This is a genomic window from Candidatus Manganitrophaceae bacterium (assembly GCA_016200325.1).
Taxonomy (GTDB): Bacteria; Nitrospirota; Nitrospiria; order SBBL01; family Manganitrophaceae; genus Manganitrophus.
The window spans coordinates 275,838-296,453 of sequence record JACQEZ010000011.1 but is presented as its reverse complement, the minus strand read 5'-3'; the positions used below and the strand labels follow the sequence as shown (position 1 = coordinate 296,453).

The 20,616-nt window shown below is 53.2% G+C and carries 25 protein-coding genes, 2 tRNA genes, 1 other RNA gene and 1 pseudogene; 23 read left to right on the top strand and 6 right to left on the bottom strand.

All coding sequences use genetic code 11. The features are described from left to right. Positions 1-6 precede the first annotated feature (6 nt). From HY282_09295 to HY282_09235, 13 genes are all read left to right on the top strand, one after another. Positions 7-357, top strand: coding sequence for a histidine triad nucleotide-binding protein (locus tag HY282_09295; GenBank protein ID MBI3803939.1), 351 nt, complete (start codon positions 7-9; stop codon positions 355-357). Between the two features lie 105 nt (positions 358-462). Continuing rightward, positions 463-918, top strand: coding sequence for a GatB/YqeY domain-containing protein (locus HY282_09290; GenBank protein MBI3803938.1), 456 nt, complete (start codon positions 463-465; stop codon positions 916-918). Positions 919-970: 52 nt separating this feature from the next. Further along, positions 971-2,746, top strand: a complete 1,776-nt coding sequence (locus HY282_09285) for a DNA primase (protein MBI3803937.1) — start codon at positions 971-973, stop codon at positions 2,744-2,746. A gap of 29 nt (positions 2,747-2,775) precedes the next feature. Beyond that, positions 2,776-4,590 carry an RNA polymerase sigma factor RpoD gene (gene rpoD / locus HY282_09280; GenBank protein ID MBI3803936.1) on the top strand — a complete coding sequence of 605 codons (1,815 nt, stop codon included), beginning with the start codon at positions 2,776-2,778 and terminating at the stop codon, positions 4,588-4,590. An 89-nt stretch (positions 4,591-4,679) separates the two neighbouring features. Continuing rightward, a tRNA-Ile gene (locus HY282_09275) sits at positions 4,680-4,755 on the top strand. Positions 4,756-4,796: 41 nt separating this feature from the next. Beyond that, on the top strand, positions 4,797-5,507 hold the full coding sequence (locus tag HY282_09270; GenBank protein ID MBI3803935.1) for a hypothetical protein: 711 nt from the start codon (positions 4,797-4,799) through the stop codon (positions 5,505-5,507). Next, positions 5,504-5,926, top strand: a complete 423-nt coding sequence (locus HY282_09265) for a ribonuclease HI family protein (GenBank protein ID MBI3803934.1) — start codon at positions 5,504-5,506, stop codon at positions 5,924-5,926. The genes HY282_09270 and HY282_09265 overlap by 4 nt, the downstream gene beginning before the upstream one ends. 10 nt (positions 5,927-5,936) lie before the next feature. Then, positions 5,937-6,347: RNase P RNA component class A (gene rnpB, locus HY282_09260), an RNA gene on the top strand. A gap of 215 nt (positions 6,348-6,562) precedes the next feature. Next, a complete protein-coding gene (locus HY282_09255) occupies positions 6,563-7,150 on the top strand; it encodes a YkgJ family cysteine cluster protein (GenBank protein ID MBI3803933.1) in 588 nt (195 codons plus the stop codon). Further along, positions 7,137-8,036, top strand: a complete 900-nt coding sequence (locus HY282_09250; protein MBI3803932.1) for a DUF2156 domain-containing protein — start codon at positions 7,137-7,139, stop codon at positions 8,034-8,036. Before HY282_09255 ends, HY282_09250 begins: the two co-directional genes overlap by 14 nt. Before the next feature lie 2 nt (positions 8,037-8,038). Then, positions 8,039-9,259, top strand: a complete 1,221-nt coding sequence (locus HY282_09245; protein ID MBI3803931.1) for an MFS transporter — start codon at positions 8,039-8,041, stop codon at positions 9,257-9,259. A gap of 91 nt (positions 9,260-9,350) precedes the next feature. Then, positions 9,351-9,437 (top strand) — tRNA-Leu (locus HY282_09240). A gap of 64 nt (positions 9,438-9,501) precedes the next feature. After that, on the top strand, positions 9,502-9,681 hold the full coding sequence (locus tag HY282_09235) for a hypothetical protein (GenBank protein MBI3803930.1): 180 nt from the start codon (positions 9,502-9,504) through the stop codon (positions 9,679-9,681). 330 nt (positions 9,682-10,011) lie between these two features. Here HY282_09235 and HY282_09230 read toward each other — a convergent pair whose 3' ends face one another. Both HY282_09230 and HY282_09225 read right to left on the bottom strand, forming a co-directional pair. Next, positions 10,012-10,362: an XRE family transcriptional regulator gene (locus HY282_09230; GenBank protein MBI3803929.1), complete on the bottom strand. Its 351-nt coding sequence runs from the start codon at positions 10,360-10,362 to the stop codon at positions 10,012-10,014. Between the two features lie 4 nt (positions 10,363-10,366). Then, positions 10,367-10,729: a type II toxin-antitoxin system RelE/ParE family toxin gene (locus HY282_09225; GenBank protein MBI3803928.1), complete on the bottom strand. Its 363-nt coding sequence runs from the start codon at positions 10,727-10,729 to the stop codon at positions 10,367-10,369. Positions 10,730-10,935: 206 nt separating this feature from the next. Here HY282_09225 and HY282_09220 point away from each other — a divergent pair, with 206 nt between their 5' ends. The 5 genes and pseudogenes from HY282_09220 (at position 10,936) to HY282_09200 (ending at position 16,355) form a co-directional block, all read left to right on the top strand. Next, a complete protein-coding gene (locus HY282_09220) occupies positions 10,936-11,175 on the top strand; it encodes a transcriptional regulator (protein MBI3803927.1) in 240 nt (79 codons plus the stop codon). A gap of 435 nt (positions 11,176-11,610) precedes the next feature. Continuing rightward, positions 11,611-11,733: pseudogene (locus tag HY282_09215) on the top strand (transcriptional regulator). 200 nt (positions 11,734-11,933) lie between these two features. After that, on the top strand, positions 11,934-13,235 hold the full coding sequence (locus tag HY282_09210) for a hypothetical protein (GenBank protein MBI3803926.1): 1,302 nt from the start codon (positions 11,934-11,936) through the stop codon (positions 13,233-13,235). 80 nt (positions 13,236-13,315) lie between these two features. Continuing rightward, complete coding sequence (locus HY282_09205; protein ID MBI3803925.1) at positions 13,316-14,230, top strand: DNA adenine methylase; 915 nt, start codon at positions 13,316-13,318, stop codon at positions 14,228-14,230. Between the two features lie 571 nt (positions 14,231-14,801). Continuing rightward, positions 14,802-16,355: a phage tail sheath family protein gene (locus HY282_09200; protein MBI3803924.1), complete on the top strand. Its 1,554-nt coding sequence runs from the start codon at positions 14,802-14,804 to the stop codon at positions 16,353-16,355. Between the two features lie 61 nt (positions 16,356-16,416). Here the strand turns inward: HY282_09200 and HY282_09195 are convergent, their stop codons facing one another. Then, positions 16,417-16,614: a type II toxin-antitoxin system VapB family antitoxin gene (locus tag HY282_09195; GenBank protein MBI3803923.1), complete on the bottom strand. Its 198-nt coding sequence runs from the start codon at positions 16,612-16,614 to the stop codon at positions 16,417-16,419. Between the two features lie 93 nt (positions 16,615-16,707). Further along, the gene (locus HY282_09190) at positions 16,708-16,899 is read right to left on the bottom strand and encodes a hypothetical protein (GenBank protein ID MBI3803922.1); all 192 of its coding nucleotides are present in this window, start codon (positions 16,897-16,899) and stop codon (positions 16,708-16,710) included. 188 nt (positions 16,900-17,087) lie between these two features. Between HY282_09190 and HY282_09185 the strand changes: the two genes are divergently transcribed. Beyond that, positions 17,088-17,324, top strand: coding sequence for a hypothetical protein (locus tag HY282_09185; protein MBI3803921.1), 237 nt, complete (start codon positions 17,088-17,090; stop codon positions 17,322-17,324). A 58-nt stretch (positions 17,325-17,382) separates the two neighbouring features. Continuing rightward, positions 17,383-17,835 carry an FKBP-type peptidyl-prolyl cis-trans isomerase gene (locus HY282_09180; GenBank protein ID MBI3803920.1) on the top strand — a complete coding sequence of 151 codons (453 nt, stop codon included), beginning with the start codon at positions 17,383-17,385 and terminating at the stop codon, positions 17,833-17,835. A 5-nt stretch (positions 17,836-17,840) separates the two neighbouring features. Here HY282_09180 and HY282_09175 read toward each other — a convergent pair whose 3' ends face one another. Together HY282_09175 and HY282_09170 are read right to left on the bottom strand one after the other, a co-directional pair. Then, positions 17,841-18,362 carry an MOSC domain-containing protein gene (locus HY282_09175; protein ID MBI3803919.1) on the bottom strand — a complete coding sequence of 174 codons (522 nt, stop codon included), beginning with the start codon at positions 18,360-18,362 and terminating at the stop codon, positions 17,841-17,843. Between the two features lie 28 nt (positions 18,363-18,390). After that, on the bottom strand, positions 18,391-19,617 hold the full coding sequence (locus HY282_09170) for a PAS domain-containing protein (GenBank protein MBI3803918.1): 1,227 nt from the start codon (positions 19,615-19,617) through the stop codon (positions 18,391-18,393). A gap of 143 nt (positions 19,618-19,760) precedes the next feature. Here HY282_09170 and HY282_09165 point away from each other — a divergent pair, with 143 nt between their 5' ends. The 3 genes from HY282_09165 (at position 19,761) to HY282_09155 (ending at position 20,566) form a co-directional block, all read left to right on the top strand. Further along, positions 19,761-20,123: a PDZ domain-containing protein gene (locus HY282_09165; GenBank protein MBI3803917.1), complete on the top strand. Its 363-nt coding sequence runs from the start codon at positions 19,761-19,763 to the stop codon at positions 20,121-20,123. Position 20,124: 1 nt separating this feature from the next. Beyond that, positions 20,125-20,355 (top strand): hypothetical protein, encoded by a 231-nt coding sequence (locus HY282_09160; GenBank protein MBI3803916.1) that lies wholly within the window; start codon positions 20,125-20,127, stop codon positions 20,353-20,355. A 67-nt stretch (positions 20,356-20,422) separates the two neighbouring features. Continuing rightward, positions 20,423-20,566, top strand: a complete 144-nt coding sequence (locus tag HY282_09155) for a hypothetical protein (protein ID MBI3803915.1) — start codon at positions 20,423-20,425, stop codon at positions 20,564-20,566. Positions 20,567-20,616: the final 50 nt, after the last annotated feature.

Sequence of the window (20,616 nt, the reverse complement as noted above, 5' to 3'; positions counted from 1 at the left end):
GCCGATATGGTAAACCCGGACTGCCTCTTCTGTAAAATTGTCGAGAAGAAAATCCCCTGCAAGCTGGTCTACGAGGACGAAAAGGTCATCGCATTTGAGGATATTAACCCTCAGGCGCCGGTGCATCTGCTGCTGATCCCCCGAAAGCACCTCTCCGGCCTGCTCGACCTGACCTCTGACCAGAGAATGGAGGTAGCGCATCTTTTCTCCGTGGTTCCTCAGTTGGCCCAGGAAAAGGGGATTGCGGAACAGGGCTTTCGGACCGTTATCAACTCGGGAAGGGATGCCGGCCAAACGGTTTTTCACCTCCATATTCATCTGTTAGGGGGGCGCCCGATGCGCTGGCCCCCCGGTTAAAGAGGCAGAGAAAATAAAATAAAAACAACTGGTTGACAAGAGATACCCCGTTCGCTATAATGAAAATTTATCTTGTTCTTGTGAATCCTTCGACGAATCATAAAAATGACAACCCAAGAAAAATTGGCTGAAGAATTAAAAGGGGCGATGCGGACCGGCGATGCCGCCCGACTCTCCGTCATCCGCCTCCTCCGTTCGGCCATTAAGAACAAAGAGATCGACAAGGGGAAGGGACAGAAGCTGACCGAGGAAGAGGTCCTTCAGCTGATCAGCTCTGCCATGAAGCAGCGGCGGGAGTCGATCGAGCAGTTCGCAAAGGGGGGACGTCAAGACCTCGTGGAGCAAGAAGAGAAAGAGCTGACGATTCTTCAATCCTTTCTTCCCGAGCAGATTTCCGATGAAGCGCTTCGAATCAAGGTCCAGGAGGCCATCGCCCAATCGGGCGCGACCGATGTGAAGGAAATGGGGAAGGTCATGAAGCTGTTGATCCCGCAGCTTGTCGGAAAGGCCGAAGGAAACAAGATCAGCCAGGTGGTTCGAGAATGCCTCGGGCAAAAGTAACCTGAGGGTCGCGAAAAAACTGCAGGGTCCTGACTTTAAAGAAGGCGTTTCTTTGCTCGGAAGACGGGTTCCTGACCAGCTCATCGAAACCATTCGGGACAGAACCGATCTGGTCGCTGTCATATCCGAATATCTTGCCCTCAAGAAAGCAGGGCAGAATTATCTGGGGCTCTGCCCTTTTCATGCCGAAAAAAGCCCTTCCTTCACGGTGAGCCCTTCTAAACAGATCTTTCACTGCTTTGGATGTGGAACCGGGGGAAATATCTTTCAATTTATCATGAAGATGGAAAACCTTGCTTTCCCGGAAGCCCTTCGTAAGCTGGCGGGCAAAGCCGGGGTGGTCATTCCGGAATATACTCCGAAAGAGAATCCTGCGGTCCGGGGTGAGACCGATCAGATCTATCGCATCAACGAGGCCGCCGCCACCTATTTTCAGCGCAATTTGCTGGAGACGCCCGAAGGGGCCCGTGCTGTCGACTATCTTAAGAAAAGAGGGATTACGCCGGAGACCATTCAAGCATTTTCGATCGGTTTCTCCCTCCCCCGGCGGGACGATCTTCTAAAACAACTCGGCCGACAGTTTCCGCGTCCCCTTCTGGAGAGAGCGGGGCTGATCTCAAGGAGAGAGGGAGAAGAGACCTTCTTCGATCGGTTCCGAAATCGGGTGCTCTTCCCCATTCGCAACCTGCAGGGAAATGTGGTCGGATTTGGCGGACGGGTCTTGGATGACGCGCAGCCGAAATATCTGAACACCTCCGAGACCCCCGTCTTCACGAAGGGGAGACATCTTTTTGCATTGGATCGGGCCAAAAAATCGGGAGCGCGCTCCCTGATCATCGTCGAAGGTTATTTTGATGTCGTGGCGGCGCACCAGGCCGGCATCACGAACGTTATCGCGACGATGGGGACCGCTTTAACGGAAGACCATCTCCGTCTGATCCGAAGATGGACCGAAAAAGTCTTCCTCCTCTTTGATCCGGATGAGGCGGGGGCCCGCGCGGCGATTCGGACCGCCCCCCTCTTTATTACAGAGGGAATCTCTGCCGAAGTGATCTCGCTTCCGCCGGGAGAGGACCCGGATCTCTTTATCCGGAGGGTCGGGAAGGAGGGCTTTCTTAGTAAGTTAGGGGAAGGAAAAACCTTGATCGATTTTGCCATCGCCAAGCTGGCGGAGGCTTCCTCTTTGAAATCGATTGATGATAAAATCAAGGTAACGGAGGAGATCTTTCCCCTTATTGAAAAGCTGAAAAACAAATTCGAGCAGGGCCATTATTTAAAAACGCTCTCAGAGACGCTCAATATCGAAGAGCCTGATCTGCGGGCCCAATTTGCTTCCCGAACCAAAGGAAAAAAGGAAGCGCGTCCAGTCAGCCAGGCGCTCCCGGCCGGAGCGAGGCTTCCTCAGGGTGAGGAGATGATTGTCTCCCTTCTCCTCCAGAACCAAATAGACCCATCTGCGCTCTCCGGTCTGGAATTGGACGATTTTACAGATCCACAGATGCGCGGCATTCTTAGCCATTTATGGAATGCCGCTGAAGGCCGATGGTCCACGCCGCAGAATTTGGAAGCGTTGGACGAGATGGACGAGTCGCTCTTGGGGCTGGTGCGCCGCTTGTCGATCCGTGAAAATTATTTTGAGGACGCGCCGCAGACGCTCAAAGATTGCGTCGCCTCTCTGCAGAAGAAAAGGATGCAGCGGGAAAGCATCGCGCTTCAGGGAAAAATAAGAGAGGCCGACCGAGGCGGCGACAGTGAATTAATCGAGTCGTTGCAGCGTCGTCTTTTTGAATTGAGAAGAAAATTAAACCAGCTGAACGAATCTTTATAAAGTTTATTTAGGGATATATCGGAGGTTCCATGTCCAAAGAAGAAAAAATGGAAGAGGTCAAACAACTGATTTCTTTAGGCAAAGAAAAAGGATTCCTCACCTATGAGGAATTGAATAATGCCCTTCCGGCGGATGTTCTCTCTTCCGACCAGCTGGACCATATCATGGTGATGTTCGGTGAGATGGATATCGAGGTCATCGATCCGGAAGATGCGGGCCGCTTCCAGCGACTGCCGGCCGAATCGGATGAAGAGGTCGAAGAGGTCGAGGAGGTGGAAGAGGTCGACGAGGAAGTGGTCGGGGAAGAGCGGGAGAAAGAGATCGATCTCACCCCCGGCGCCGTCAGCAGAACCGATGATCCGGTCCGACTTTATCTCAGAGAGATCGGATCGGTCCCCCTTCTTTCACGGGAGGGTGAAATCGAGATCGCCAAGCGGATCGAGGAGGGGAAGAAAGAGATCTCCAGCATTATCTTTGGTCTTCCGATCGCCATCCAGAAGGTGCTGTCGCTCGGCGAGGAGCTCAAGGGGGAGCAGATTCAGATCGGCGAAGTCGTCTCTATGCCGGAGGATGAAGAATTTGAGGTGGTCGAGCAGGATGAACGGGAGCTGAAGAACAAGACCCTCGAAGTGATGGTTCAGATTAAGAACCGCTACCGCGACCTGATGAAAATCATCGAGCGGACCAAGCGCTCCGCCCGCTCGGAAAAGGGAAAAAAGCAGGCACAGGAGATCGTCAGAGTCGCGCGGGCCAAAGTGATCGAGCGGATTGAATCGCTCAACCTCCATCCCCGTGTGATTGAAGGACTCATCGAGGAGCTCCGCTCTCTGGCCGATAAGGTGATCCACGCCGAACGGGAGGTCACCCTTTGCACGAGGAAATTGGGCGTCCCGAGTGATGAGCTCAACGCCCTTTTGAAAAAAGCGAAGCTGGGGCGGAGAGAGATGCGGGCCGTTGAAAGAAAGGTCAACCTCTCGGAAGAGCAGATCTTGGAGATTGAGAAAACCTATCGAAGCGCCAAAAAGAGAATTCGGGAGGTCGAAGAGTCGGCATTTGTCTCGGCGGAGGAGTTAAGGCATTCCATCCAACAGCTTTCTCAGTCCGAGCAGCGGATGAAATATGCGAAGAGCGAGCTGGTCGAAGCGAACCTTCGGCTCGTCGTCAGCATTGCGAAGAAATATACCAACCGCGGGCTTCAATTCCTCGACCTGATTCAGGAGGGCAATATCGGCCTGATGAAGGCGGTCGACAAATTTGAATACAAGCGCGGCTACAAATTCTCGACCTACGCCACCTGGTGGATCCGTCAGGCGATCACCCGCGCCATCGCCGATCAGGCGCGAACCATCCGGATCCCGGTTCATATGATCGAGACGATCAATAAGCTGATCCGGACCTCTCGTCAACTCGTTCAAGAATTGGGAAGAGAGCCTTCCCCGGAGGAGATCGCCGAGAAGATGGACCTTCCGCTGGAGAAGGTTCGGAAGATTCTTAAGATCGCCAAGGAACCGATCTCGTTGGAGACGCCCATCGGCGAAGAAGAGGATTCGCATTTGGGCGACTTCATCGAGGATAAAAAAGTCATCTCCCCGCTCGATGCGGCGATTCGGTATGATCTGCAGCGTCAGATCAACAGCGTTCTGCAGACGCTGACCCCGCGCGAGGAGAAGGTCCTCCGGAAGCGCTTCGGGATCGGCGAGTCGACCGATCACACCTTGGAAGAGGTCGGCCAAGATTTTGAGGTGACCCGGGAGCGTATTCGGCAGATCGAAGCCAAAGCGCTCCGGAAGCTTCGCCACCCCAGCCGAAGCAAGCGGCTGAAGAGCTTTGTCGAAAGTCTCTAACGAGCAGGCCGCGTCCTCAGAGGTCGGTTCAATCTGCAGGAGCGTATTTTGGGGATCCCTCACCCAGAAGGCCGAGCGGCTGATCGAACGGGCCCATAGCTCAGCGGTTAGAGCCGCCGGCTCATAACCGGTTGGTCCCAGGTTCGAATCCTGGTGGGCCCACCATTCCCATGCTGTTTTACTGGAAGTGACGGAAGGAGAAGTGGGTGAAAGAGCAACTTGCAATTTTGATTCAGCTACAAGGGTTGGACCGCCAACTTAATCAGTACCGAGAAGAAGAGAGGCTGCTTCCAGAGCGCCTTAAAACCGCGCAACAGCCGCTCGATGGGGCAAAGGAGACGGCGACCCAATCGAAGGCTGCTTTGGACCAGCTCACCAAGGAGCGGAAAGAGAAGGAACAAGCGCTGCAGTCGGCGGAGGAAAAGATCACCAAACTCAAGCTCCGGCTGACCGATTTAAAAACCAACAAGGAATATCAAACGCATCTTCACGAAATCGAAGCGGCCACCCAGGAGAAGGGGCAGGTCGAGGAGCAAATCCTCCTCCTGATGGAGCGGGTCGATGCGGTCAAGGGAGAGGTGGCGGCGCAGGAAAAAGTCGTCGCCGAAGAGGAAAAAAAATTCCGCTCCGAAAAAGAGACGCTGGAAGGATCGGTCAAAGCCCTTTCCGAATCGATGATGACCCTTGAAAGAGAGCGGGCGGTCCTCTCCGAAAAGGTAGAGAAGAAGCTCCTCGAAGAGTATAAGCGTCTCGCCCAGACCCAAAAGGGACTGGCGGTCGTTGCGTTGAAAGGAAATACCTGCACCGGCTGTCATTTCAATCTTCCCCCGCAGCTGATCGCCGAAGTGCGAAAGGGCGAGAAGATCCACACCTGCACCTACTGCCGACGAATCCTCTACTTCGCCCCGCCCGCATGAGCAAAAAACTGTTGATCTACACCGACGGCGCCTCTCGGAACAATCCGGGTGAGGCCGGCATCGGCGTGGTGATTAAAAATGAGCGGGGCGAGACGGTTCAGACCCTCTCCGAATATCTCGGCATTGCCACCAACAATGTCGCGGAATACACCGCCTTGATCCGCGCGCTCGAGGCGGCCCAGATGTTCCAGCCGCAGGAGGTCGATCTCTATCTCGACTCTCAATTGGTCGTCCGTCAGATGACCGGCGAGTACAAGGTCAAGCACCCCGGCATTATTCCGTTGGTCCAGCGGGCGCAGCAGCTCCGGAGACAACTTCCGGAAGGGGCGGTCCGGTTCCATCACATTCCGCGGGCAGAGAACAGCGAGGCCGATGCTTTGGCGAACCAAGCGGTCGACAAGAAAAGTAAAAGGGTGTAGAATCACTTCGCGAAGTGGCTTAGATGATCGCTCTCAGCAAGGTCGATTTGATCTTTCGGGGGGAGGAAAGTCCGAGCTCCGCAGGGCAGGGTGGTCGCTAACGGCGACTGGGGGCGACCCTAAGGAAAGTGCCACAGAAAATAAACCGCCCGCCATCCTTTGGATGGCAGGTAAGGGTGAAACGGCGAGGTAAGAGCTCACCGCTTCGATGGTGACATCGAAGGCATGGTAAACCCCACCCGGAGCAAGACCAAATAGGAGAGCTAGCAGGATGATCACAAATCGTTCCTGCGAAGGGCGGCCCGCCCGGCGCTCTCGGGTAAGGTCGCTAGAACCGGCTGGCAACAGACGGTCCAGAGGAATGATCATCACCCTGATTTCGGTCAGGGAACAGAACTCGGCTTATGAGCGACTTCGACTTGAACGGGGGGAGGTGAAAGCCTCCCCCTTTCTTTATTCGGATCGCATCTTTTTGAAAAATGCGATCGGTGTTCGGTCGTCATTCCCGCCTGTGCCCGCGGCTCTCAGCAGGGTACGAAAGCGGGAATCCGGAATGGTTCGGTTCAAACGACTGGATTGCGTTCCGCGAAGCGAAATGACAGATTAAGATTTTTAAAAACCTGTTCGATTTATTCAATGAACCCAAACTCCCTCATCGAAAAATACCGTCCTCTCAAGCAGATCGTTCCCTCTTCGCTCTGCCTCACCTGTGATGTCTGCTGCCGTTTTCCGGAGGAGACGAGCTTTCTCGCGCCGTTCTTCACACGAGAAGAGATCGATCAGCTGGGATCGAACGAGGCGCGCCGATTCCATGCGCCGGTGACCGGATCGAAAATCCGGCTTCAGCCCCACGGAGAGGGGTGCATCTGTCCTTACTTCGATCCGCAGACGCAGTTTTGCAAAATTTACACCGACCGTCCGCTCGACTGCCGGATCTACCCCTTTGCCCTCTTGCGCGATCAAGAAGGCGCGGTCGTGCTCGGAATCGACACCAAATGCCCCTTTATCCAAGAGCATGCGACCGACCCGCAGATGCAGGTCGATGCCGGCGAGGTCGCGTCGTTCTTAGAATCGGAGTCGATCTTGTCGGTCCTCGCAGGCCATCCCGGGCTGATCGGCCCTTTTCAGGACGATGTGATCCTTCTTCGCCCCCTGACTCGCGTGACAGAGCGGGTCGGCCGGGTGGCCCCTTTCAAGCCATTCCACCTCGATGATCGCCCTTAAACCGCTTCTTCCGGAGAGCCGATCGCTTTTTGATCCGTTCCTCCAGCGGACCGGCGCGCCCCTCTCGGCCTACTCTTTCGTCACCCATTTTCTCTGGCAGGGGCACTTTTCGTTTTTCTATCATGTCTCACAAGATCACCTCCTCCTCTTCGCCCGATATGACCGCTGCATCTACATGCCGCTTCCCCCCCTCGGTCCGCCCGATCAAAAAATCATTTTCGACTGTTTTGATTGGATGGACCGGGAGAACCCCGACCGCGCCGTCTCCCGGATCGAAAATATCGCCGAGGCCGAGACCGGCCTTTATCGCGCCTCCGGGCTCACGGTGGAACCGAAAGATCCCGAATATCTCTGCCGGCGGATCGCCCTGGCCGAATTGAAGGGGGATCGATACAAATCGCAGCGGGCCGCGTGCAATTATTTCGAGAAGCAATTTCAGCCGGTCGGCCGTCCTTACCGCGCCGCGGATGAAGGGGCGTGCCGGGATCTCTTCCGGCGCTGGGCGGGCGATCGGGCCGCGCGGCATTCGGATACGGTCTACCGGATGATGCTTCAAGATGCGGAATCGGTCCACTCCCGCGCCTTGGCGGAGGCGGACGCGCTCGGCCTGGTGGGGAGGGTCGTCGCGGTCGACGAAGCGATCGTCGGCTATACGTTCGGATTTCCTCAAAACGCCGAGACGTTCTGTGTTTTCTTAGAGGTAACCGATCCGGAGAAAAAGGGGGGGTCCGCTTACCTCTTCCGCGAATTTTGTCGGACCCTCGTCGATTTTCAATGGATCAATCTGATGGACGACTCCGGGATCCCGTCGCTCCGCCGGACCAAGGAGTCGTATCGGCCGACTCAAAAAACCGGCTGCTTTCTCGCCCGGCACGGAGCGGCCTGAGGATGCGGGGGCTCGGCCGAGACGGCCTTCTTCTGATTTCCGCCCGGATGGTCCGCGCCTTTGCCTATGGTTTTGGCAGCCTGATCCTCGCGATCTACCTGCGGGAGCGGGGCCTCTCGGAGGGGAAGATCGGGGTGGTCCTCACCGCCAGCATCCTCAGCGGGACCCTCTTTACCCTGCTGGCGGCCCGTTATGCCGATCGATTCGGCCGCCGATCGACCCTCCTTTTCTTCAGCGTCCTGATGGGCGCTTCCGGCCTTCTCTTTGCGTTCTCGACCCATTGGGGCTTGATCCTCCTCGCCGCGTCGGTGGGCGGGGTCAATGCCACCGGCTATGAGATCGGACCGTTTCTCTCGATTGAGCAGGCGGTCCTGGCGCAGGTTGGGTCGGACGCAAAACGAAATCAGCGCTTCGCCTTCTATAACATGGCCGGTCTCCTCGCCACCGCGTCGGGGACGCTGTTCGGCGGGGTCCCCGGTTGGCTTCAACAGCGGGGGATCGGCGCGCTGCAAAGCTTTCAGTGGCTCTTTTTCTTCTATGCCTCTCTCGGACTGCTTTCCGCCTGGCTCGCCTCGCGGCTGAGTCCCTCGGTGGAGGGGGCGGTGGCGCCGCGGCAGTCGACGGGGATGAGCCCCCTCTCCCGAAAACGGATCACCCGCCTCTCGCTCCTCTTCGGCCTCGACGCCTTCGCCGGCGGTTTTGTCATCCAAAGCTTGGTGGCTTATTGGTTCTATGTCCGATTTAATGTTCCGCTGCAAACCTTGTCGCTTCTCTTTTTTATCGCCGGGATTTTGACCTCCCTCTCCTTTTTGGTCGCCGCCCGCTTGGCCGACCGGATCGGCCTGCTCGAGACGATGGTCTCGACCCATCTGATCTCCCATCTCTTTCTCGTCTTGATCCCTCTCTCTCCGACGTTTGAGATGGCGGTCGGCTTCTATCTCATCCGGATGGCGCTCTCTCAGATGGATGTGCCGACCCGGCAGGCCTACACGGTGACGATCGTCGCCCCCTCGGAGCGGACGGCCGCCGCCTCGATCACCCTTCTCTCCCGCAGCCTGACCCAGGCGGTCTCCCCCTCCCTGACCGGCATTTTAATTCAGTCGGTCTCGGCGGCCGCCCCCTTCTACCTCGCCGCGGGGTTGAAAAGCGTCTATGATCTTCTGCTCTATGCGCAATTTAGAAAAGAGGCGATCGGATCGAACCCAAAAGAGACGGCGAAGTAATTTGGCGGCAGGCCGACTTTGACTTGACGGTTTCTATTCAAATCTGTTATAAAATTGCGGCGGCTGAAGCACGCCGCGCCTTCCGAATATTGCCGAAGTGGTGGAATTGGTAGACACGCTAGGTTCAGGGTCTAGTGGGGGTGACCCCGTGGGGGTTCGAGTCCCCCCTTCGGCACCAGGTTTTTACAGGCCGTTCTATTTACTTCCCCTCTCTTCTGCTATCCTAACGACAGGAGAACCGGATGGCAGAAAAAACCAAAATCCAAATCGATCTCAATATTCCAGTAAAGCTGTTTAAGGAAGGCCAAAGTTATGTTGCCTATCCTCCTGTCTTAGATTTATCTTGCCTGCGGCAAAACGGAAAAGAAGGCCCTGCAAAATATCAGCGAGGCGGCGCAACTTTTTATCAACGAGTGTATTGAAGACGGCACCCTTGATGAGGTTCTACAGTCGCTCGGATGGGTAAAAGAAAAGGCTTCCAACGGAATGCTGTTTTTAAATAGATAAACATGTGACGGGCGACCCTCATCGCTCTGTAGGAAGATTCTCATTCTAAGAAACAGAGGATCTTGTCCGGTTTATCAATATTCAAGACGCGACCCCAAGAGCCCGACGGGTCACAAAAGGAGATGAGAACACAGTTCTATGCTGGCGCGACATGCGCGTTTCAATGTTCGTTTGATGGCGAATTTTTAGAGTAGTAGTCCTTCCTGAATACCAATAAGACAGATGTCGGTTTTTGAGGTGTTACACTATGCCGGCACGTGTTTACGAGATACAGTAGGCTCTGAATCCTCAGTGGCGATGCCAGATAAAATAACTGGCTCTCGATCTGGAAATTCCGCTACAATAGACAAATTGCCACCCATAGCTTCCACCGTTTTACGAAGTGTTGAAAGCAAAAGGTCTGTACGTTTTTCGAGGCGGGAAACGCCATCTTGAGAGATGCCAAGAGCCTTCGCCATCCGAGCCTGTGTAAGCTTGCGTGCCCGCCGGAGTTCCTGAAGGGTCATTTCCTCGGCACGTAATTGCGCGGCGCGTGCTTCAATTTTTTTCCGCCGCTCGGCAGTCATTCCCTTCATTTTTTGATCAATCGTTTTCATCGTTCTACTTCCTTTCCTTTTTCAAACGGGTTAGGTGCCCGTCAAATCTCTTATCTGCTTTACTGATCAGTTGTTTATAAAAGCGTTTTGAGCTCCCTCCTGACTTGTCGCCGCACACCAGAAGAATCGCTTTCCTCTTGGGGTCGAAGGCAAAGGCGACACGCCAAACGCCATCAGCTGCATCAAACCTTAGCTCTTTCATGTTCACGTAGCGGGAGCCTTTAAGCGTGTCGACCCAAGGTCTACCTAACTGAGGTCCAAATTCTTTGAGAAGTTTCGCATGAGCGAGGAGTTCGTTCTGCACTTCTTCAGGCAGGGCATCAAACTCGGGTTCGAATTCTTCATGTATAAGGACATCCCAGTTCACTGAGATATTATGTATTATAATACATATGTTGTCAAGTACATGCAAAATTGCACAACAAGGTTTGGCACTGGCTGCTTATCGCTGAGGCTTTTCTGGAATGCTATTTTTATGGCTATGTAATTGTGGCCCCAGACTGGCCCTGGACAAAAAGAGCGGATTTATTTCGTATAAAAATAAGTAACTTAGGTTGAAGTCTAACCGAGGCGGTGAATGCGCTGCTTGCAGGCGACCTTGGGGCGGGCAAGGCCTTGTTGCGGGATTATATCAATGCAACGATTACGTTTGAAGGCTTGGCGAAGGAGCTCGGCAAGCCCAGCAAAAGTATTCACCGAATGCTTGGACCGCGCGGCAACCCGAGGGCGGAAAGTATCTTCGGGATTATTAAAATTCTTCAAGCATATGAGGATGTCCAACTTCAGGTCAAAGCGAACCAGCCGGCCGCATAGTTCTTTTTAGGATGTTCTTAAAAGAGCAGTAACAGTTGAACACTATTTCTGTGCCCAATACCCCTCATCGGTCACTTCCTGAAAACTACGGTTGAAGGAAATCCATGAATGGAGTAGATTAAAAACACAAATCATGAATGCTGTTCTTAAATAGATTATATGACGGGTGACCTCATTGCTCTGTAGGAATATTCTCATTCTAACAAACAGAGGATCTTGTCCGGTTTATCAAGATTCAAGACGCGACCCCAAGAGCCACGGGTGTCCTTGGCTCCGCTGGATGTCGTGCGGCGGGGAGCCCCATGGGGGCGGCGGGACTTTTCGCTGTCGCGGTAGGGACGCATCTTCCCGGACGCGACGGCAGGCGGGGGAACAATAACATTTAGGATGGAAAATGGGATTCGAAATTACGCCGAATTGGTGTAAGATGGCGCAATGAGGAGAAGAAAATTAGCAATCCTTGAAGCGGTCTATGCCACAGCGAAGGGACTGCACAAAGCGGGTGTGATGGATCAGATCACGCTTCGTGAATTCGATTGCCTGTGCAATCCGCCGGTTGCCCGCCTGCTTGATCCGAGAAATGATATCACGCTTTCGAGTCTGCAACGGGCGGCAGCGATGGTCGGACGCCGGGTGATGATCGAGCTGGTGTAGGGGAAGGGAATGGTCATGAAAGAGAAAAGCACATCGACGGGTGGTTCGATGATTTCCTCTAATCGTAAGTTTTAATATAAAATAACCCTGACTATGGCTAAAAGATGATCAAACATCAACTCGTAGATGCAAAGATAATCTCTGTAGATCGAATTTTTCTCAATCTTGAAAACCCCAGGCATAAACCTTACCAGAGTGAAGCGGAAGTAATCGAATATCTCTGTCGTGATGAGTACGTGTATGAGCTTGCTAAAGATATATCGAAGCATGGCCTGAATCCATTAGAGCTTTTTGCGCTTATCCCATTAGATGGAAAAAAGGACAAGCAGCGCGCAGTAGCCTCTTATACAGTCGCAGAAGGCAATCGGCGCATGTGTGCGATCAGGTTGTTAAATGATCCCGATCGAGCTCCCACGAAACAACGCAAGGCTTTTGAAAAACTGGCTGAAAAGTCGCCGAAAATATCAGAGGTGCTTGCCGTCATATTTGACGATAAGAATGCAGTGGATATTTGGCTGGATAGAATACACGGCGGCTTGCAGGGAGGTATTGGCAGAAAGCCGTGGAACGCTGAACAAAAGACACGCCATATCGGTGATAAGAAAAACATTCTCGCGCAAGTCGTTTTGGACTACGCCGAGAAAAATCATCTAATATCGGCACAGGACCGAGAAGGGAAAATCACCACAGTACAGCGATACCTTGGCAACGCTATCCTGCGTGAGACAATGGGTCTTGATACCAGCAATCTTGAGGACATCTCACGAAACAGACCGAAACCTGACTTCGATCTTCTCTTAAAGAAATTCATAGCAGATTTACTAAGTGATGTCGTGAATTCACGTTCCAACTCGAAAGCAATTAAGGAGTACTCTCGTACTCTTGGCACAACTGATGGATTAACGGGAAGGCGCACCGATCCTGAGTCGTTGTCTGATCCAAGCGCAGGAGGTACGGGTAGGAAAAGGAAAACATCACCAAAGAAACCCGACAGACCAAAAAATATTCGCTACGAAGCGGACATCCACGCCAAGTTGAAAGCCATACCCAGCTATAAAATGGAAACGATATACTATTCGATTTGTGATATTAGTCTCGAAAACCACACACCTCTTATTTCCGTGGGGGCATGGTCATTCTTTGAGTGTTTAACTTCACAATGCGGACGAAATTCAGCCACCTCTTTCAATGATTTTCTGAGTAAACAGAAGCTCAATTCTATGGGTTTTTCCGTTAAGGAAGATGTAAATTCAATTCGCCAGGCGCTTCAACGGATCTCCAATTATGGGAATACCACAAAGCACCATGATAGGTCGGCAAATTTCAGTGGGGAGCAGCTTGCCAATGATATGGATACCTTGAAAGAAGTAATATGCAAATTGGCAGAAGAAGCGAAGGGAAAATAACGCTCCCTTGAAATCGCTGGCCGAGTGAATCGATAAATGTTAAACTACTTTGAAAGTTATGAAAAATAAGCGGTCAAAGTATGATTAGAACAACCTCACCTCTTCGATACCCCGGCGGAAAATCCTGCCTTTATGGTCTTGTTTCTACTATTCTCCGCGAGAATCGTTTAGAAAGGGGGCATTATGTTGAGCCCTATGCCGGTGGATGCGGACTGGCTCTCTCGCTGCTTTATGAGGGACATGTAAGCGACATACATATAAATGACTTGGATATTTCCATCTGCGCGTTCTGGGAATGCGTTTTAAATCGGACAGAAGAATTGATCGAATTGGTAGAAGACACTCCCGTAACAATAAAAGAGTGGCATCGACAAAAGGAAATCCATCTCTCAGTGGATTCGGACAACACACTTCAGCTCGCATTCGCAACATTTTTCTTGAATAGAACTAACCGTTCTGGCGTCATCAAAGGAGCGGGCGCAATAGGGGGACTGTCACAAAATAGTAACTATAAGCTTGACTGCCGTTTCAATCGTAAGGACTTAGCTCGGCGGATAAAACGTGTTGCCAAGTATCGCAATCGAATTCATCTTACCAATCTTGATGCAATACCATTCATGAAACAAATGCAGAAAAACCTGCCAGAAAAGACGTTTTTTTGCATCGATCCGCCCTACTTCAACAAAGGGTCAAGTCTATACACAAACTATTACGGCCCGGATGAACACAAAGATGTTGCAGATACAGTTTTGGGATTGAAATACCCTTGGATTGTAACTTATGACTATACAAAAGAAATCCAGGCCCTCTACGTTAAGCGTCGCCAGTTTTTATTCGATATAAATTATTCCATACAAACAAAACGGGTTGGCTCCGAGCTATTAATAGCATCTAAAGGCCTACGATTACCCGATGAAATCAAGAATCGACAAACAAACCGGCCACAATACCGCAAACTAAGGCCGACCCTCCATCATATGGCGGTATCATCCTGAACGTGCCACCCGGATTCAAGCTAATCACTCTGTCAATCATGCAAGGCCGACGCGATGCGATCGGGCAGGGGGGATATGGGGCACCGGTAACTTTGAAAATTTAATTTGAGATTGGATTGCGTTCTTTTTTCAAAATTTGTTAGCATGTGCGGAGAAATGAACGGGGTCAGGCCTTGCATTGATGCATTGAAAGAGATCGTGAGGGAAAATAAATACCCAATTTGAAGTCTTGGATTTTTCTTTACATACAGTTTTTATATTTAAAGTTAAGAACTTAACTTTAAATAAGCCAAATTATAATTAAAGTTGATGTCTATAGCAGAGTTTAGGAACATTGCTGAAGGGGCAGACTTTGAAGGAGAAGAACATTTTCTGAGAATGAATCCGCTAGTCCCCGGCCCTCCCGCAGTCGCCTCAGCGACCGCATTGACAACGCACCGAGAAGGGTTTAATACCTCCCCAGGCCCCCACTGAGCGCGAGTTGTTGTCCCGGACCCGTCCTCCCAAGTCACTCAAAGAGAAAACAGCAGACAGGCGATCGTCCTTTTAACCCGAATGAAAGGGAAAGCGTATGGAAAAGATAAAAGGCCCCGGTGTTTTTATCGTCGAAAAAAATGCCTTTCCCAATTCCGTGGTGGAGGTGGCGACCGCGGTTCCCGCATTCATCGGCCATACCGAGAAGGCCGACGATCAGGGAAAATCGTTGTTGAACACGCCCCGGCGGATCAGCTCGCTGCCGGAGTTCCAAACCTATTTCGGCGTCGGCCCGACGCCGAAGTTCACTCTTGCCAAGATCGATCAATCGGCGACTTCCCCTGCAGCGTCCCCGGTCGCCGCTTTTTTCGATGAAGACAAGAACGGCTATTCGCTGACGTGGGATTCGAGAAAATATCTCCTTTATTACAGCATGCTCCTTTTCTTTCAAAACGGCGGGGAGGTCTGTTACATCGTGTCGGTGGGAGACTATGCCGCCGATTTCGCGGCGGACAAGCTGCAGGCCGGCATCGACACGCTGACGGCGGAGCTGGAACCGACGATGGTGGTGATCCCGGAAGCGGTGCGGCTGCCGGCGGCCGATTGCGCCGCGGTGCAGCAGGCCGCCTTGGCCCATTGCGGAGAGATGGGAAACCGGGTTGCGATTCTCGATGTTCACGGAGGGGATCAAGGAAGGCAGGGGCCCGGCGGGGATGTGATTGAGAAGTTCCGAGACGGTGTGGGGAACAAATACCTCGACTTTGCGGCGGCCTATTATCCCTGGCTGAACACCGCCATTGTTCAAAATAACGAGGTGAGTTACGAAAACATTTCCAATAAAGAGCGCTTGCAGACCCTTCTCAGGGCGGAAGTGAAGCGCCTGGCGGCGGAAGGTTTGAAACCCGAGCGGGTGGCCGCGCTGATTGAAGGGGTGGACCACATCACCCAGGACTGGACGGAAGATTCCGGGGCGAAGGCGGAGGAGGTATCGACTTCTAAAAAAGTTCTGGACAGGAACCTCCGTGCCGGCTTCCCGCTTTACGGCAAGATTCTCTCCGAGATCCAGCGCCGTCTGAACCTCCTCCCGCCGGCGGCCGCGATGGCCGGCGTCTATACGACGATCGACGCGTCGCAGGGGGTCTGGAAGGCGCCGGCGAACGCCAGTTTGAACGCCGTGATTTCTCCCGCCGTCCCCATCACCGACGAGGAGCGGGAGGCGCTGAACGTCTCCCCGCAGGGGAAGTCGATCAACGTCCTCCGTGCCTTCGTCGGCGAAGGGACGCTGGTTTCGGGGGCGCGGACCCTCGACGGAAACAGCCCCGATCGGCGGTATATCCACATGTGCCGAACGAGGATCATGCTGGAAGAATCGATCAAGCTGGCGGCGAAAGCCTTTATCTTCGAGAAAAACGACGCCACCACCTGGGTCGCCCTCAAAAGCATGATCGGCAATTTCCTCGACTCGGTTTGGAAACGGGGAGGGCTGGCGGGAGCGAGTGCGGATGACGCGTTCAGCGTTCAGGTGGGACTCGGAGAGACGATGACGGCGGAAGAGATTGTCGAGGGGATCTTGCGGGTCACGGTGAAGGTGGCGATCAGCCGCCCGGCCGAGTTCACGGAGATCACCTTTCAGCAGATGCAGAAATCGTAGCGCGCCGCTTCCGGTGACTGAAAGAGGTGCGCCTGATACGGCGGTGTCGACCAAAATTATGTTATCTATGACCCATTCTTCGGCGTGGGATCGACTTTAATTTCTTTTCAGTTCCCCCGAGCTCAGCCAGCCGTTTGCTACTTTCTCTGGCAATTAATGCTTCAAGACCCAGTCTGACCAGCGATGTTTTTTCCTTAACGCCGGTCAACTTTGATGCCTGGTCAAGCAGTTTGTCCTCAATGTTTAATTTTATGCGCACGGTCTCACCTCTGGAAGTATTAGATGCATCATGCCATATTTATGCATATTCAACGATACGTTCATATAAACGGACATATCGCGGAGAGCAAAGTTACCGGTCTGCAAAGGAGTCCTTTCGGCCTGTGCCGCTATATTTACGAACGATGGCGTCGTGCGTTGCTTTTTCTGTGGCCAATGCCAACGCCTGCTCGATTGTTTCTGTGATGGTCTCGGCACCTAGAATTTTTTGTGCGCGAGCCAGTTGATCTTTGTCCAACCGAACCGTGACCTGAGACTTTTTCATATGTCCTCCTAATCGCGTCTTACGTTTTATAATAATTGTATGACGCCGTCAATGCGTTTGTCTTGGTTTAAGCGCCTCTGTTGACGATTGTTGAAAATGGATTGCCATGTGAGCTGATAGATGAATGTCCTCTTTCCTCCAAAATTTAGGATATACTTTATGGAAATACAAAAAAGGGAGGAAAAGCCATGATGGAACGAATACTCACCGCCACACTTTCAACCGTTCTGCCGGGGGCGGGGCAGATGCTTCAGCACCGATGGGTGAAGGGGGCGATTTTTCTGGCATCGGCGATAATCCTGAGCGGGGTGGTCCGCCGGGAGACGTTGGGAAAGGCCGGGCTTCTTTCCCTCCAGGCGATCTTGGTGGCCCTGGCGCTCTGGAGCGCGGTCGATGCCTTTCAGCGGACAGGGAAAAAGAAGTAGCTAAAAATCGCTTGATTCTTTATTTCTCCGAGGATAGACTCAGGGCCGAATTGACGATATGAATGGGATAGGAGGATCAATGCGGTTTTTAGCTCTCTTAATCTTGGGTCTTCTCTTCTCGAGCCCCCTCATGGCGGCGGAGAGCGAGAAGATGTCTGCGCAAAAGGAGAAGGCGGTGAAGACGGCGTCCGGTTTGGAATATGTCGATGAAGTGGAAGGGAAGGGGGCGAGCCCCAAGAAAGGACAGACGGTCATCGTCCATTACACCGGCTGGCTGACCGATGGAAAGAAGTTTGACAGCTCCCGCGACCGGAACGAGCCGTTTGCGTTCCAGATCGGGGTGGGGCAGGTCATTCCCGGATGGGATGAAGGGGTGATGACGATGAAGGTCGGCGGAAAGCGGAAGCTCACCATCCCGCCCGATCTGGGGTACGGCAAGCGGGGCGCGGGAGGGGTCATTCCGCCCAACGCCACCCTTCTTTTTGATGTGGAGCTGATCGATATAAAATAAAAGATTTAGCGCTTTCTACCGACCGAAGCCGCCCGGAGGCGCGTCTTTTTTAACGTGACGCGTTCATCCGGGCGAATCACCCCCTCCTTTTTGACCACCCCCACCACACCGCGTCGCCCCATCGATTCAGACGGGAGCTGCTTGTGCCAGCGCTTCAGGGTGGCACAGGGAGGGTTCTGCTCCGTGACCTCGACGACGACCCCATTTTCAAAGCAGACTTGATCTCCTTCCGACAGACCCGAGAGATCGCCTAAGCCGGCCACCAGGATGTTTTCTCCAAAGCCGCCTTGCGGAATGGCGATGCCCAGCTGCCGATTCAGCGCCTCAAGCACTTCATGGGCGACGATGCTGATCTGGCGATCGTTTATTTTGACTCTGCCGGTCCGGCGGCTCCGACGCTTGGGGCCGGCATGGTAGTCCCCTTCCACGCCATCGGGGCCGACGATGATTTCACGCTGCGGAATTTTCGGAATGCCGGCGGCCGGACGGCGGCAGACGGCGACAACCGATCCGGTCTTCTGAGTCACTCTCATCATCCGATCGTTTTGAGCGGTTTCACGCCGCCTCATTCTTCCGGGGGAGCTGCTCTTGTCCCGGAAGGAAATACGGGAGTCGAATGACGAAAGTGACACCGGTTCGCTTTTGCTTCAACTCAATATGGCCGCCGATCTGATCGAGCAGCTCCTTGACGATGGAGACGCCGGCCCCGGTGTGTTCTTGCTTTTCGAGTCGGAAGAAATCGTTGAAGATCGGCGAAAGGGATTCGGGAATCTTCCTCGAACCGCTCTCGGTCAAATGGACCGCCACGCACTTCTCATTGGGAAGGTCTTTTAAAGCCAAGGTAAAAGTAACCCCTCGGACAAATTTAGCCAGGTTGTTAATTAAATTCAAGAAGATCCTTCGAAGCCGAACCGGATCGCTGACGATGGTCGGGAGCTCTTTCCGGGTGCTCCACTTCACCCGAATCTGCTTCTCCCGTAGGAGCGGCCGGATTGAGGAGAGAACGCCCGACAAAAGCGCCGGCAGGGCCACTTCGGTGATGAAAGAGGGGGCAGGCCGCTCGGAGCGTCGAGGCCGGTCGACCCTTTTGTCGATCGCTTTCGAGAGGACGCGGCAGTTCTCCACGATTCTCTGGGAGACATCGCGCTGTGCGGTGTTCATCCGACCGAACTTTTCATCCTGAAGAAGTTGAGCATAGCCCAAGATAATATTTAAGGGTGTCCGTAGCTCGTGGGAGAGGTCGGTCAGCAGCTGGCTTCGGTGCTCGCTGACCTGCTCCAGCTCCAGATGTTTGGCCGCGAGGTCGAAGTGAGATTGATCCAAGAGCGACATGACCTTCTCTTTTTCTCGAATATCGGCTTGGAGCTTCTCCCGCTCTTCTTCCAGTTCGGCGAGTGTCTCTTCAAGATGCGTCTGCATCTCGATCTCCGGGGTTAAATCAAGAATAGAAAGAATCCAGCCGAGCGGTTTTTTATCGGAATCTTGGACGGGCCAGACCTTGATGAACCAGTGACCTTGATGTTCGTCTGAGTTCAGCTCTAGCACTGTCTCGGAGTCTCCTCCGGTCGACGCGGTTTGATCGAAGAGGGAATCTAAAGCGTTATTCGTGTTGGGAAAAAGCTCATAAATCGACCGGCCGATGAGATCTTTCGGCTTCTTTCCATCAAACATTCCGGCATAAGAGGGACTGACCCTCGCGTAGACGCGGTCTCGATTAATCCAGGCGATTTTAAAGGGGAGGTGCTGAAAGAGATCATTCAAAAAACGATTATTTAATGTCATTGAGCATACTCCTTTATTCATCGTACCGTCCCGTCCATGAGAAATCAACCGGGCCGCTTCGGATTGAGGCCTTCCCGTCTTGACTTCCCTTTGGGCGTCTGAAATAATCGTCCCAGATCTGTAAAATTTTACGGGTATGAAAAATGCGAAGACTTCTCTTCCTTTTTCTGATAGGATGGCTCGCCGTTGAGGCGCCGCCGGCGGGCTGGCTCGGCATTACGATTCAAGAGCTGACGCCGCAGATTGCCACGCGTCTTGGCATTCGCGTTTCTGAAGGGGTCTTCGTCGCCTCCGTCCAATCGGGGAGTCCTGCGGATAAGGGGGGGCTGCGGGCCGGGGATGTGATCGTTGCATTGAACGGCCAAAAGATCACCAGTCCTGAAGCGCTTCGCCAAGCGGTCTCCAAGCTAAATCCCGGTACGTCTCTTGAAATGACCCTCTTTCGAGGAAGACAAGAGAAAAAAATAGAGATCTCGGTGGGAACGCCGCCGAGGGATGCGACCTAAGATGGGAACACCGACGCAAGGGAAGGAGCGGATCCGTTTGATGACGGAAATGCGAGAGCTCCTTCCAGAGATTCTTTCGACCTTCGGCGCGGTGGAGCGGCTCAATCCTTCTTCCGATCTTCTGGCGCGGATCGCGCTGCTTCGGGGAAAGCTTGAAGGAATTGCAGAAAGGGCGCGTCAGCTTGAAGAGGCAACAGATTGCATGCCGGCTGCACAGAAGGGGCGGCAGTGAGCGATAACCCGGTGAGATTTTGGAACCGACCACGGCGTGGACCCGCAGCGATGAATCCGAGTAAGCGTTGATCAAGCGGAAAAAAAGCAAAGCCTCTCTGGTAAAAGATGTCCAAAGCACGAATCGATGGGGATGCGGCTGCATCGCCCTTTTCTTATTTGGGGTCGTGATTGCGATGATCGTCGCCGGCATTCTTCAGAACCGGCCTTAGCGGTTCGCGTTTCTCTCATCCCGCTCTCCGGGACGCACTCAATCAAATTG